Below are 14,959 nucleotides of genomic sequence, written 5' to 3' on the forward strand. Positions count from 1 at the left end.
TGACCATGGCGCAATTTTTTGAAATCCGTTACAGCCGCAATTTCAGAATCTTTGCGGGAATGCTCGCCTTCCTGTCGGGCATCATCAATTTTGGCATCTTCCCAGCCGTGGGTGCTCGATTTTTCATCTACTTCTGCGGCTTGCCCCAGACCATTCCCATTTTTGGCATCGACATCTCGACCTTTGCCCTGATTATGATCATCATCCTGGGGCTGGCGCTGTTCTTCGTGTTCTCTGGCGGCCAAATTGCGGTGATGATCACTGACTTTTTGCAGGGGACGTTTGTCAACATCGTCTTCATCACTATCCTCATTTATTTGATGCTGACGATCGATTTCTCAAAAATTTTCGAAGCGCTGCAAAGCGCCCCAGTGGATAAGTCCCTCATCAATCCGTTCAAAACCAGCAAGGTCGAGGGGTTCAATATCTGGTATTTTCTGATCGGCGTGTTTGGGGCGATTTACAGCACCCTGTCCTGGCAAGGAACGATGGCCTACAATGCTTCGGCCAAAAGCGCCCATGAAGCCAAAATGGGCAGCGTGCTGTCCAACTGGCGGGGCATTCCCATGGCGCTGCTGTTCCTGTTTGTTCCCGTCTGCGCCTACACCATTATGCATCATCCCGACTTTTTGAATCATGCCACGGCGGTCAATTCAGTGTTGAGCACGGTCGATTCCAAAGCCATCCAGAGCCAGTTGACTGTGCCATTGGTACTAACCAGGATTTTCCCCATCGGGCTGATGGGTGCATTTACCGCCGTCATGCTGGCGGCCTCTATCGGCTGCATCGATACTTATCTGCATTCGTGGGGCAGTATTTTTATCCAGGATGTGATTTTGCCGTTGCGGAACAAGCCGCTGCCCAAAGAGCAGCACATCCGTGCCCTGCGGCTGTCGATCTTTGGCGTGGCGGTGTTCATCTTTTTGTTCAGTTTGCTATTTCAGCAGAGCGAATACATCCTCATGTTTTTCGCCATCACGGGCGCTATTTATGCGGGAGGCTCGGGTTCGGTGATCATTGGGGGACTCTATTGGAAACGAGGCACGACCGCTGCCGCCTGGGCGGCCATGATCACGGGTTCCTCCATCGCCGTCGGTGGGATTATTTTGCAGCAACTGATCGAAAATTTCCCCATCAACGGCCAATGGTTTTGGTTCATCGCCATGGTCAGCGCTGTGGTGGTTTACATTGCGGTATCGTTGCTGGGCGGGAAAAAAGAGTTCGATATGGATAAGCTGCTGCATCGGGGCAAATATTTGATCAAAGAAGAGTACCAGGTGTTGAACGCCCAGCCGCTGCGGGGCTGGAGAATGCTGGGCATGGGCAAAGAGTTCAGCCGCACCGATAAAATTATCTACATTGCCACCTACTGCTGGATTTTCCTCTGGGCCAGTATTTTCATCATCGGCACGATCTACAATTTGACCCATGATGTGGCCGATCTGATCTGGATGAAGTTCTGGTACTGGTATTTGGGCATCAATATCGCCATGGCCATCGTGGTCGTTTTCTGGTTTACTATCGGGGGCGTGCGGGATGTGCGAGCGCTGTTCAGCCGCCTGGGAACGATGCAGCGGGATGATAAAGATGATGGTTTTGTGACGAAATTGTAGGACAGGTTGGCAACCTGTCCTACACAAAGACAGGTTATCAACCTGTCCTACAGAAACAATGGACAGGATGCCATCTTGTCCTACAATCAATGAGGTAAACAATGAATACGCTACAATACAAAGCCCAATATCGGCGCAAGCTGCCTCACTATCAACCCATTCAAGCAAAGCTTTTTATCACTTATCGGCTGGCGGGATCGTTGCCTGAACATGTAATCGAAAAATTGCGTCAGGAGCGAGAGCAAAAAGAACGAGAACTGGCAATGATCAAAGATCTCGAAGAACGCAAACAACTCCACTATGAATTTCAACGGCGCTGGTTTGCCAAATATGATGCCTATTTAGATAGAGCAGAAACTGGTCCGAAATGGCTGAGCGATCCTCGGATTGCCAGATTGGTCTATGAAAGCATCCGTTATCGGGATGGCAAAGTTTATGACCTGGATTGTCTGACTATCATGGCAAACCATGTGCACCAGATGATTGAGCCGTTGGCTGAACCTGTAGGGCAGGTTGCCAACCTGCCCCACAATAGGCAGGATGTCATTCTGCCCTACAGTGTCAGCAAAATCATGCATTCATTGAAGCGATACACTGGACGACAGGCAAATTTAATTCTAGGCCGAGAAGGACCATTCTGGCAGGACGAAAGCTATGATCATGCCGTGCGGAGTGAAAAAGAATACGAGCGAATTATCTGGTATATTTTAAACAACCCCGTAAAAGCAGGTCTGGTGGATTCATGGGAAAAATGGGAGTGGAGTTATTGTAAATGGCTGTAGGACAGGTTGGTAAATTATCACTGATTTGTGGGACAGGTTTATAGCCTGTCCTTGGCTCGTAGGACAGGTTGCCAACCTGTCCTACAGAAACAATGGACAGGATGCCATCCTGTCCTACAGGGAGGAATTATGGAACGATACCAACACAATCCAATTCTTACTCGAACCGACATTCCCGAAATTCCACCCCACCTGGTGGATGTCTCTTCGGTGTTCAATCCTGGGGCGGTTCGATTCGGCGATCAATTTTTGCTGATGCTGCGGGTTCAGAATCGGGGGCGGGAGACGTTTCTGCTTACGGCCACCAGCAATGATGGAGTACATTTTTCAATTTCGGATCAGATCGTCCATTTCAGGGGCATCGAACAGATTCAGGAGAAAATTTATCACTGCTACGATCCCCGAATCACCCGCATCGATGATGTTTATTACATCATGTTCGCCATGGACATGGATGATGGCTGCCGCCTGGGATTGGCGCAGACAATGGATTTTGAACAATACGACTTTCTGGGCATTGTCTCCGACGACGATAATCGCAATGGCGTCCTGTTTCCTGAAAAGATCAATGGCAAATACCTCCGCCTCGATCGGCCCAACAAAGTCCAATTGGCAGGTGGACCGACGTCGGGCAGCGCCATTTGTCTATCGGAATCGAATGATCTGTTGCACTGGCGCACAGTGGGTATTGTCGCCACAGGCCGCTTCCATTATTGGGACGAACTGATCGGTGCTGGTCCGCCGCCCATTAAAACCGAACAGGGTTGGCTGCAGATCTATCATGGTGTGGCCACCCATTTCGGCAGCGCCAATATCTATCAGGCGGGCGTGATGTTGCTCGATCTGAAAGATCCGCTGAAAGTGATCGCCCGCAGCCGCTACAATATTCTGGAGCCAAGGGAAATGTACGAGCTCGTAGGCCAGGTCCCGAATGTGGTTTTTCCCAGCGGGGCGATTGTGGAGAAAGCTGATGCTAATGGCTTTGCTGAATTAGATAGTCGAGTTTTTATTTATTATGGGGCAGCGGATACGTGTGTGGGGTTGGCAGTTTCGACTGTCGCTGAGCTTATCGAGTTGGCGAAAATAAGCTGATTCACTGACAGCAAAATAGTAGTGTGTTTTTTCTCCCACAGAATTGTCATCCCACAGAAATGAAATTAAAAAAATTTTCTGTGGGATTTCATTTCGCCAAAAGGCTATTAAGGTCAACCTAAGCGAATACAGGGAAAGACGCTGTCATTCTGAGGATCCGCCTATTGGCGGGGAGGAAGAATCCCTTCAATATATGCACTGACTTTCTTTAAATCAAAAGATTCTTCGCTCCCTGCAGTCGCTCAGAATGACATTACAATTTTTGGTTGACCACAATTGGCAAAAGGCAGAGCGTCTGTTAGCGGTTCTACGGGAGAAGAAATTTATTTGAATCCTAAATCTGCCTTTGGGTTTATCTAACGGCTGAGTTACCACATCATAGAAATAACAACTCATTTAACTTGGATATTAATCTCAGCCGTTGCAAAAAATCCGCCCTGATTAATAGCGATTAGAGTTAATTTCTCATTTCCCAGCTCATACCCAGATTGGTACAAATAATGGCCGTATTCATCGATGATAATCCCTGCAGAGCTGGAGGAGAACCGCCACTCATAAAACACGACTCCTCCCAATGGATCGGTTACCTGAATGATCAATGGCGTCGTGCTGCTTCTCGAAACAGGGTTCTGAGCAATCTGAAACCGCTCGATTTTAGGCTTGAAGCGATTGGCAGATGGAGCAGTTCGGCTGGCTCGCAACAGTGCATCAACTTGTTTGGCGATCGCTGTCGTTTTCTCTCTCAGATTACCGTAAGCTCGATTCTCCACGACAATATTGTCCCGAATAAAATATCTGCCACCGCCATAAGACACATTGCCAACCAATGGAGGTTTGTCCTCTTGAGGTCGCAGTTCTTCTGGTAAAGAATTGCTATTTCGCAGCTCAGTCAGAAAGTTAGAAGCCTCTTCCCTTGATTCCGTAACAAATAAATCAATAGTCAAAAAATCATCTGCTGAAAACTTCCAATGATAGTTAAAATTGATGACATAGAATTTCCCAGGACCATCACCAACTTCCCGCAGCCAGGGGCGTTCCCCAGCTCGAACTTCGGTTGCTCCAGCCAGATCAGGAAAATCGCTTTGCGAAAGTTTCACCGCAGTTCTGACAATTTCTTTGGATGGCTCGGTCGGTAACAGACAGAAAAAGAATGGCAGGCAAAAAATTGTTATCAGCATTAGCCATCGAATCCAACCACTCGATTGATTCATAAAATCACCTCCCTTAAAACATTAGGGCTGAACCCTCCACTAAATTATGTTTCATAGAGATCTGCAAAATGAAAATTTTGCTGTTATTCCGAACGAAGCGCAGCGGAATGAGGGATCTATATTTCTGATGCAATCACTTAATTAACCAGATTTCTCGCTTCGCTCGAAATGACATTTTTCTTATTTTGTAGAACTCTATGATGTTTCAATTTCGTGCAGACAAGCCGTTCAAATAGTCAGTAGATCAGGTTGGCGTATAATAGCAGATTTTTTTCGGTCGAAGTTCGTGCGTTCATAAGCGGCACCTGCTTTCGTTTCAATTTAAAATTAGTAAAAAAAAAGTAAAAATGTCAATAATATTTTTGATCGAGCGATTGAGTCTGAAATTTCAATTCACTTCAACAATCTCGAATTTGCTTTTCTCCCACAGAATTGTCATCCCACAGAAATGAATTCAAAAAAATTCTGTGGGATTTCATTCCGCTAAAGGGCCTTTGGCTTCAACCTCAGGGAATGAATGGGTAAAGACTGTCATTTTGAGCATCCGCCGACTGGCCATTACCGTCAACTTGAGCTCAAAAAACGTTAAAACCGTTAAAACGGTTATTGAAAGCGATCCGAGTTTGTCATTAATGCCCGAATTAATTCGGGCATTAATGACAAATTAAAAGCGGTTGCAGACCGCTTTTGCGGTCTCTGAAAACGAAATATCCAATGTGGACGCTAATAGCTATTTGGCGGATCGCTCAAAATAACATTTCATTTTTAAGTTGATTCCAATAGCCAAAGGGCACACCCCCTACTGGCGGTTCTGTGGGAGAGGGAATTTGACTCTGAGTTTATTGATGCACCAGTCACAAATTAAAACACACCATCCGAATATTGGTCATCTCTTCGATGGCGTATTTCAATCCCTCTCGGCCAATGCCGCTCTCCTTATTGCCGCCATACGGCATGTGATCCACCCGAAAGATCGGGGCATCGTTGATCATGATCCCGCCGACATTGATCTTTTTGATCGCTTTGAATGCCCGATCGATCTGCTGCGTGTAAAGTCCCGCCTGCAAACCGTAGCGGGAATTATCGACCTGACGAAGGGCATCGTCGAAATCATCATACGGAATAATCGAGACCACTGGGGCGAAAATCTCGTCGGCCACCACTTTCATTTCTGGTTTGACCTTGGTCAGCACGGTCGGCTCGAATAAGGCGCCATTACGCTTGCCGCCCGTCAGAATTTCGGCGCCGCCTGCCATGGCCTCCTGCACCCACTGTTCGGCTCGCTCGGCTTCATGAATATTGATCATCGGTCCCACGTCACAATTTTTATCCAGCGGATCGCCGACGACCTGTTTTTGTGTGGCGGCCACAAATCGCTTCGTGAACTCTGGCTCGATGGAGCGATGCACATAAATCCGCTGAACCGAGATGCAGATCTGCCCCGAATTGGCAAAACTGGCCACCACGCAGCGGGGAATGGCCTTATCGAGATCGGCATCCTCGCAGATGATGACGGCCGAATTGTTGCCCAGTTCCATAGTATATTTTTTCAGCCCGCCTCGGCTCATGATGTATTTTCCAACAGGCGGACTGCCTGTGAACGTAATCATGGCCAGACGAGGATCGGTCACCAGCCAATCGCCCACGGTGGAACCGCTGCCCATGATGATATTCAGCACACCATCGGGCAGGCCCGCCTCCATCAGTAGCTCGGCCATGCGCAACGCTGTCAAGGGCGTGGCCGTGGCTGGCTTGAGGACAATGGAATTTCCCGCCGCAATGGCTGGGGCGACTTTGTGCGCCACCAGGTTCAGCGGAAAATTGAACGGTGAAATCGCTCCAATCACGCCTATGGGCGTGCGGATGAAAAATCCCATCCGATTCTCGGCACTGGGGCTGGCGTCCATGGGGATGGTCTCGCCGTGGATCTGCTTGGCTTCCTCGGCGGCAAATTGGAACGTCTCGGCGCCCCGACTGACCTCGGCCCAGGCGTACTTCCAGGCTTTGCCCGCCTCGCTGGCGATGATGCGGGTAATTTCTTCCTGATGTTTCAGAATCAGCTCAGAGGTCTTTGCCAGGATTTTGCTGCGCTGATGCGCTGGCATATTGGAGATGACTGCAAACGCCTTCTGGGCGCTTTCGATGGCGGCATTCACATCCGCTTTGGTCGCTTTGGGAATCGTGCCCAAAATTTCCTGATTATATGGATTGATGACATCAATGGTCTCTGTGCCCGAGAGCCATTGGCCGTTGATGAGCATTTTATATTGTTTTGGCATGAGGAAATCCCTCCTGAAACCAACAATGAAGCACATTAAAAATAATTGTTGAATTGGAGTTTTGGAGTACTGGAGTCATGAAATCTTAATGAGCCAAATTCCTCTATAAGGTAGATCATTACTCCATCACTCCATTACTCCACACTTTATTACAAAGTTCTCGGTGGGCTTCTGCAAAATTACAATTTTAATGTCATTCCGAACGGAGCGCAGCGGAGTGAGGAATCTATATTTCTCATGGAATCCATTGATTAACAAGATTCCTCGCTTCGCTCCGAATGACGAGTATCCATGTTTTGCAGAAGTTTCATAGAGTTTTTAGACATCTGCAAAATACCAAATTTTGAGTCATTGCGGGGATCCGCCAGCGGGGGGAGACGAAGCAATCCCTTTTATTAGAGTTAAGAGATTCCTCACCGCCAACTGGCAGTTCGGAATGACTGCTACCCATATTTTGCAAAGGTCTAATAGAGTTCTGCAAAATCAAAATTTCTGTGTCATTTCGAACGGAACGAAGTGGAGTGAGAAATCTGGCTTTCCCATGCAATCAATTTATGAATCAGATTTCTCGCTTCGCTCGAAATGACTTTTTTTCCTATTTTCCAGAACTCCATCACTGTTAAAAAATTTTCCCCTGATGCAATTGTGCAAAAAATTTCTCCACTGGCAGGACATCCACGCCATCGAAATGATATGAGCGTTTGCCCAGATAAATTCCGATCATTTTATCGACCTGAAGCTGATCGGATTGGCTCAGGGAGCGCATGGCGTTTTCCCATTTCCGATCCCAGGTTTCTGCCATTTTCACCTCGATGCAGACCAAATGGGGTTTTGAAGTGAATTGGCGTTTTTTGGTTTCAATCACAAAATCAATTTCCGATCCAGCGCTGGTACGGTAAAAAGCGATATGCCTATTTTTGTTCTGGGTTCGATTATAGACCTCCAATTCATGAAGAACTAATGTCTCTAGAGCTGTTCCTTTCCAGGTGCGATCCAGCGGATCGAACAATAATCCTGCTGCAGCTCGTGCCACGCCAGTGTCGAACCAATAAAATTTGGGGCGACTTTGCTCCCGAATTTTGACCTGGGGACGATAGGCGGGAAGAAATTTCCCGAGCAAGGTATCCTCAAGGATGGAAAAGTAAATATCGATGCTGCTACGAGGAACGCCCGCATCACGGGAGATATTTTGGGCATTTATTAACTGACCGTTCAACTGGCCAGCAATACTCAGAAACCGCAAAAAAGGTGGCACATTTCTCACAATGCCCTCTTCCTTGATTTCTTCTTTGAGATAGGTATTCACATAAGCATTCAGAATATCGGCGGCATTATCTCGATCCAATTGGACATAAGGCATGAGTCCCCAATCAAGAGAAAAATTCAGGTCAAATAAATCGCCAAGCTCCTGCCAGGAAAAAGAACTGAGTTCACATGTGAGCGCTCTGCCGCCCAATAAATTAACACCCCCACGGCGCAATTTTCTGGCGGACGAGCCACACAGGGCAAATCGCCAGTGCCGTTCTTCTATCAAGCGATGAACCTCATCGAGCAAAGAAGGCACTTTCTGAATTTCATCAATGACGATCCATGAGTTCTCAGGCAGATTTCCTGCCATGGCTTCGAGATTATTGGGGAAACGGGAAAGCTCAAGATACACCGAGTGATCTAACAGGTCAAAAAAAGTAGCCTCGGGCAGCACATCACGCAACCAGGTGCTCTTGCCCACGCCCCGAGGACCGAAAAGAAAAAAAGATCTATTGGGTAATTTCAGCAAGCGAGGAATATGGATAGTGTTCATATCTTGAGCCTGAGCCGATAATCTTTCTTTCAGGGATAGAAATTAGAACATTTTGATACAAATTTACACTTATTTTGTAAAAATGCAAGACAAATTTACAAATCTATTGTAAAAATGCAATGCAAATTCACAAAACCGTTGTAAAAATGCAATCACTGAACCATAGCAATAAACCGCTCATACGCCTCCTCCCACTTCTTCGTCTCCTGCGGCTCATATTTTTCGAGTTCAAACGAATTGGCAATAATTCTGCGGATTTCGGCGGGCGATTTCACGATCCCCAAGCCCATGGCCTGAACCATGATGTTGCCAATCGCCGTGGCTTCTACAGGCCCAGCGACCACTGGTATCCCCGTGGCATCGGCAGTGAATTGGCACAGCAGCTTGTTCTGCGTCCCACCGCCGATGATGTGAATGCGACGAATGGGCTGAGGATGAAGCTGCTTGAGCTGATCGAAAATGTAGCGATATTTCAAAGCCAGTCCCTCTAAAATGCTGCGGGTCATATCGGCAGGATTGTCGGGCGCCTTCTGACCCGTGGCACGGCAGTAGGCTCGGATCGCCTCGGGCATATCGGGTGGATTGAGAAAGCCCTGGTAATCGGGATCGATGATGGCGGCAAATGGCTTTGCCGAGGCAGCGAGCTGGGTCAATTCATCGAAACTGATCTCTTGCTTGGCTGACCAGGCTTTGCGGCATTGCTGAACAGGCCAGAGCCCCATACAATTTTTGAGGAAACGAAATTTTCCGCCGACGCCGCCTTCATTGGTGAAATTGAACGCCAGCGACTTTTCATTGATGATCGGCCTGGAAATTTCCACCCCGACCAACGACCAGGTGCCTGAGCTGATGTAGGCCCAATCATTGCCCTCGGCTGGAACCGCTGCTACCGCAGAGCCCGTGTCATGGCTGGCCGTAGCAATGACAGGAATTTGCTTTATGCCAGTTTCCTGGGCAATGCTTTCAAGCAGATTGCCCAGAACCGTCCCAGGCGGGACGATCTCCTGCATGATGCTTTTGGAAATTCCCAGCGCCTGAAACAGTTCGTCCTCCCAATCCTGCTTGATGGGATTGTAGAGCTGCGAGGTCGTGGCGATAGTAAATTCGGTTTTCTTGATTCCAGTCAAAAAATAGCTGATCATATCTGGCGTGAATAGTAGATCTGAGACAATTTTCAGCAGCGGGCTTTTGGCTCGGGACATGGCGAACAGTTGAAATAGCGTATTGAGTTGCATAAACTGGATGCCCGTCAATTCATAGACCCGATCTCGAGGGATGATTTTAAAGAATTCCTCCATGATCCCATCGGTGCGATGATCCCGATAACCATAAGGCAATCCCAACAGATTGCCATCGCTGGCGAACAGGGCGTAATCCACGCCCCAGGTATCCACGGCCATGCTCTCGGGCCGATCGGTAATTTCCGTTGCACAGCGTTTCATGCCCTGCTTGATGTTTTCATACAGGTCTAAAATATTCCAGCGCAGGCTGCCCAACACATCCACCACGCCATTGGAAAAGCGATGGAGTTCTTTGGTCGAGATTTTTTCATCCTGAAGAGTCCCCAATAGAGTCCTCCCACTGGAGGCGCCAATATCGAAAGCTAAGAACTGGTAGGGTTTCATATCCTTTCCTTTTGTTTCTTGAAATTGACCCTGAGCATTTCTGATTTTGAGTAGCAATTCTGAAAGCACAAAGCGGATTCGATGATTAAAAAATTTATTCAAGCCAAAAATATCATATTGATCAAATCAATTTGAATTACTTGAGCATCAAATTTATCTAATGATCGCCAGTTTTCCTTTTTTCGATTCCAAATTATTTTGAACCGAATAAACATAAATCCCCGCCGCCACCATTTCCCCCTGCTCATTTCGCAAATCCCATCGCACGCCGCCATTGCTATCCTTCTCCTGCAGCGTTCGAATCACCTGTCCCGATAGCGTCATAATTTTGATCGTCGCCTCCTTCGTCAAATTGGCGAACATGATGGAATTTTCACCCGCTCCCACTCGACAGGGATTGGGGTAGGTGAACACCTGGGAGAGATCGTTCTGATAAAAGATGAGCGATGCCTGGCTGCCCTGTCCCGTTTGGATGGGGACGCCTGTTTGGCTCAAAATATTTTGCACGGTGATGATGTAATTCATCCCCAAAGCGCCGATGGGGTGTTGCGATACGATGGTCAGGATCACCTGGGCGCTATTGGTTGGCGAAATGGCGATGGATGCGATAGGGAGCATTGGTGTCGTCAGATAGTTGGACGGCTCCAGCGCCGAGATCGGATCAACTGGCTGGTTAAAGGTCAGGGCGATGGTTTGAGATGATATTAGATTAGCCGAGACCAGATAAAATGGCGAGATCTGGGCTGGTACCTCGAACGTCAGGCGATTGCGAGTGGTATCGATGGGCGTCCGATCCTGATCGCTGACTCCCGCAACCTGAACGGCATAAGCACCTGGCAAAAGGGATTTTTGGGCCACTGTTAATAGTACCTCCTGGCCTGAGCGGGAATCGATGGCCGAAATGGGCTGCCCCATATCTGGGAAAAAACGGTAGGCCGCTGGATTCAGGATCGACTGGCTCATCGGCTCGCTGAATCCCAGTCGCAGTTGATTGGGAGCAATAAATTGGGCGCTGGTCAGAAACGGTCGAGCGCCAGGCTGCACAGCGATGGGAGCTGTGCGCTGTCCCTCATTGGATGAAATGATCGCCGACACGCTGTACCAGTATCGGCTATCCTTCTCGACCGATTGATCCAAAAAGTCTATGGTTGCGACCTGAACCAATGGCGATAATTGGTCGGCCGATTGCCCTCGATAAATCTGATAGCTGTCGGCCTCCAATACAGGCAGCCAGGAGAGATAAACCTGCTGCTCGTCGAGCGGATAGGCCTGAAAACCTGCTGGGGCGGGCGGTCCTGAAGCCGCTGCAAAACGGTCCTGCAGGGCAATGGTTTTTTCGCCTGTATTCAAGAAAAATTCTGGATAGCCATCGCCATCGAAGTCGCCGATGGCATTGGCCTGGCTGCGGCTGGGATAAAAATATCCAATCGGCTGAAACTTTCCAGCCAAATGGTCATAATCGATGACATAGAAATCTGGAAAAACATTGATCAGCAATTCGTCACGGCCATCATTGTCGATATCTCCAGAAGACATTCCACTGGCAAAATCGGCTGGATTGGCAAAGCCGAAGAACGCCTGCTCCCAGACGGACTGAAATTGATTGTCGCCAACTGTTTTGTAAATCCGAAAGATCCAATAGCGGCCATCGTATTCATGCTCGGCATCCAGATCAGGCGAAGAATGGCAACCTGCGGCAAATTCCAGAATACCATCGCCATCGTAATCGCCGCTGGAGAGAAAATCGATGGCGTCCATCAAGGGCAGCCGCTCCTGCCAGGTGGCGCTGTAACGGTCATTCCCATCGGCTTCATAAATATAAATATCGCCATCGTAATCGCCGAACAATACTTCCATTTTGCCATCGGCATCGAAATCGCCGACCTCGCAATGCGGCACACCTGTGCCATTGCTGCCTGAAGTGGGATTGGGCAACGAGGCCCGTTGCTCGTAGCGATGCGCCCCGAGATATTCCAGCACCGTCCAGACATTGCCGACCCGTGCGATGATCTCAATTCGGCTGTCCCCATCCAGATCAGCAAAGCGGCCTGCCCAGAAATCGTTGGTATCGGCCCAGACAATTGTGGTGGGAAATTCGCCAGGCTTCTCGCTGGCGAGGATAAAGGAAATGGGGCCAGCGCCAACGAGAATTTCCTGCAGGCCATCCCCATCCACATCGGCAACATCTCTGGGAATAGCGATATGATTCGTTAAAGGTATCTCCTGCAAATTTCCCGATCGATATTCGAATAGAACCAAATTTTGAAACCCCTGGCGCTCCGACAATTTGGACCCCAAAAGCTCCCGCTGTCCATCGCCGTCAAAATCGCAGACCCGATTGAGCAAATAGAGTCGAGGGAGCTCGAAATTCTTGCTTGCAAAACGGCTGGTCTCGATATTGGGCTCGGTCAAATCGATTTGAAAACGATTGTTCCCCTGTTCGGTCGTTAAACCTGACCGATTTTGCAGGTTCAATGCAAATTCGAATCGGCCTGGGTGGGTGAAATTATAGCGATGCGTCGTCACTTCATAGCCCAGCGGAATTTCAGTGAAAGCGCCGCCAGTATCTCTTTGGCGATATAAAATCGTGGCTCTGGTGATGTCATCGGTTTCAAATTCGATGAGCTGGGAATAGTGGCTGCCGTCGATCATTCGGGTCTGCTTTAGCGCCAGCAGCCTCGGCGCTGTGCGATCGATTTGAATCTGGGTGCGGTGTTCCACCGAGCTGCCGTCTTTGTTCAAGACCTTGAGGCGCAGGGTGTAGATCGAATCGGGCAAGGAGTCGATCGGCCAGCGGCCCAAACTGTCATTCACCACCTGCCGCCCTGAAATCGAAACGATGGAAAACCAGTCGGTGGGATTCTCGCCAAAGCCATAGAGCAACTCATAGCCGTGCAACAACGCCCCTGAGGCCGTGCCACGGATGATCACAGGCGACTCGGCAATCCCATCATCCAATCGGGGGCTGATGATGGTGGCCTGGGACTCGTAGCCGATCTCGAGCGCCCGAGCGGCATTCAATCGACCAGCGGCGTAATAAGGATCCCAGCCTGGTTCACCCAAATCATCGGCAGACGAAACCAGAATATTTCTCACATCTTGATTGTTGAGATCGGGTCGCAGGCTCAACATCAATCCCACGACTCCAGACACCACTGGCGCTGCTGCCGAAGTGCCAGAAAAGGTTCGGTAATCATTGCCTTTGGCTGTGGTAAGCAATGAAACGCCAGGGGCGACCAGGTCGATGGTGGCGCCGTAATTGGAAAATCCCGCCAGGTAATCATCCTCCGTGGTAGCGCCCACAGAGATCGTCTCCAAAAATCCCGACGGGTAGTGCACGGCAGCCGATTGACTATTCCCTGCCGAAGCGATGAGCACGGCGCCGCTTTGATAGGCGAATTGGCAGACATCCCGCAGCATCTGCGAGGTGGCCACATCGCCGAAGCTCATGTTGATCACTCGGACCCCATTGTCCACGGCATAGATAATGGCTGAAGCGACATCATCTTCTTCGAGCAAGCCCTGGCTGGTGCCCGCCCGCAGGTTCATCAGGCGACAGCCTGGGGCGACGCCAGCTACGCCGATGGCATTATTTGCCACAGCGCCGACAATGCCCGCCACGCTGGTGCCGTGGCCGTTCTCATCCATGGGATCGTTATCTCGGTCCTGATAGTCTCCCCCATCGGGGAAATGGGGCGCATCGGTGAAATCCCAGCCCTGAAGGTCATCCACGAAACCATTGGCGTCATCGTCCATGCCGTTTAAATCAGCAGCATCGATCCGACCATCGCCATTGGCATCCTCGCCCCCATTGAGCCACAGATTGGCGGCCAGATCTTCATGATTGTAGTCGATGCCCGTATCGATAATAGCGATCAGCACGCTGGGATCGCCAGGGGTCTTGTGCCAGGCCTGATCGAGCTGGATTGTTCGGATCAGCCACTGCTCGGCGATCCGAGGATCATTAGGCAGTTGATGCACTCGATAGACGTGGTTGACTTGAGCGAATTCGATGGCGGGATGCGCCTGCAGCGCAGCGATAATTTGCTGGGTATCAGTTCCTCTGGGCAGTCGGATCGTGGTCCAGCGGTCGATGCCGATGGTGGTGAAGTGGTCGGGAATTCCCTTGCGAAGGTTCTGAAATCTTCGCAAAGATCTTTTAGCCAGAGGCATAATTTGCAGCGGAGGCAAATTGGCAAACGAAGCATCCACCGCAGCCAATTCCAGGGACGAACGATTTTCAAAATCAATTTTGGATTTGAATTTCACCAAAATGTCCTGGGCATGAATGAAATTGGTTAGACCAAAGATGATGATTCCAATGATGAATGTGCTTCGTTTCATAAGCGAGAAAATTCCTATTTTGAATTGGTAGCAGAAATGAAAGGCCACAGAAAGTACAAATTTAGCCAACTGAATAAACGTGTCATTTCGAGCGTAGCGAGAAATCTTTCTCTTACAAACATCTTCTAAGATTCGGCAGTCTTTTGCTAGTAAAGATTCCTCCCCGCCAGCTGGCGGGTCGGAATGACAACCTGTGGTTCAAGTAGCAAAAT

8 protein-coding genes are annotated in these 14,959 nt (G+C 49.1%); 3 read left to right on the plus strand and 5 right to left on the minus strand.

Going from position 1 to position 14,959, the window contains the following annotated elements:
- The 3 genes from ONB37_12690 to ONB37_12700 all read left to right on the plus strand — a co-directional run.
- Positions 1-1,613, plus strand: a 1,613-nt coding sequence (locus tag ONB37_12690; protein MDZ7401012.1) for a sodium:solute symporter, incomplete at its 5' end; no start/stop codon positions are given.
- A 101-nt stretch (positions 1,614-1,714) separates the two neighbouring features.
- On the plus strand, positions 1,715-2,395 hold the full coding sequence (locus tag ONB37_12695; GenBank protein ID MDZ7401013.1) for a hypothetical protein: 681 nt from the start codon (positions 1,715-1,717) through the stop codon (positions 2,393-2,395).
- Positions 2,396-2,524: 129 nt separating this feature from the next.
- A complete protein-coding gene (locus ONB37_12700; protein ID MDZ7401014.1) occupies positions 2,525-3,487 on the plus strand; it encodes a glycoside hydrolase family 130 protein in 963 nt (320 codons plus the stop codon).
- Positions 3,488-3,879: 392 nt separating this feature from the next.
- On the opposite strand, the gene ONB37_12705 is transcribed toward ONB37_12700, so the two are convergent.
- The 5 genes from ONB37_12705 to ONB37_12725 all read right to left on the minus strand — a co-directional run bounded on the left by ONB37_12705 (position 3,880) and on the right by ONB37_12725 (position 14,747).
- Entirely contained in the window at positions 3,880-4,698 is an 819-nt protein-coding gene (locus ONB37_12705; protein ID MDZ7401015.1) for a hypothetical protein, read from the minus strand.
- An 854-nt stretch (positions 4,699-5,552) separates the two neighbouring features.
- Positions 5,553-6,977 carry an aldehyde dehydrogenase family protein gene (locus ONB37_12710; protein MDZ7401016.1) on the minus strand — a complete coding sequence of 475 codons (1,425 nt, stop codon included), beginning with the start codon at positions 6,975-6,977 and terminating at the stop codon, positions 5,553-5,555.
- Between the two features lie 619 nt (positions 6,978-7,596).
- On the minus strand, positions 7,597-8,778 hold the full coding sequence (locus ONB37_12715; GenBank protein ID MDZ7401017.1) for an AAA family ATPase: 1,182 nt from the start codon (positions 8,776-8,778) through the stop codon (positions 7,597-7,599).
- Positions 8,779-8,930: 152 nt separating this feature from the next.
- Entirely contained in the window at positions 8,931-10,403 is a 1,473-nt protein-coding gene (locus ONB37_12720; protein ID MDZ7401018.1) for a rhamnulokinase, read from the minus strand.
- A gap of 153 nt (positions 10,404-10,556) precedes the next feature.
- On the minus strand, positions 10,557-14,747 hold the full coding sequence (locus ONB37_12725) for a S8 family serine peptidase (protein ID MDZ7401019.1): 4,191 nt from the start codon (positions 14,745-14,747) through the stop codon (positions 10,557-10,559).
- Positions 14,748-14,959 lie beyond the last annotated feature (212 nt).

The organism is candidate division KSB1 bacterium, from assembly GCA_034506395.1.
In the GTDB taxonomy this organism is placed as follows: Bacteria; Zhuqueibacterota; Zhuqueibacteria; order Thermofontimicrobiales; family Thermofontimicrobiaceae; genus Thermofontimicrobium.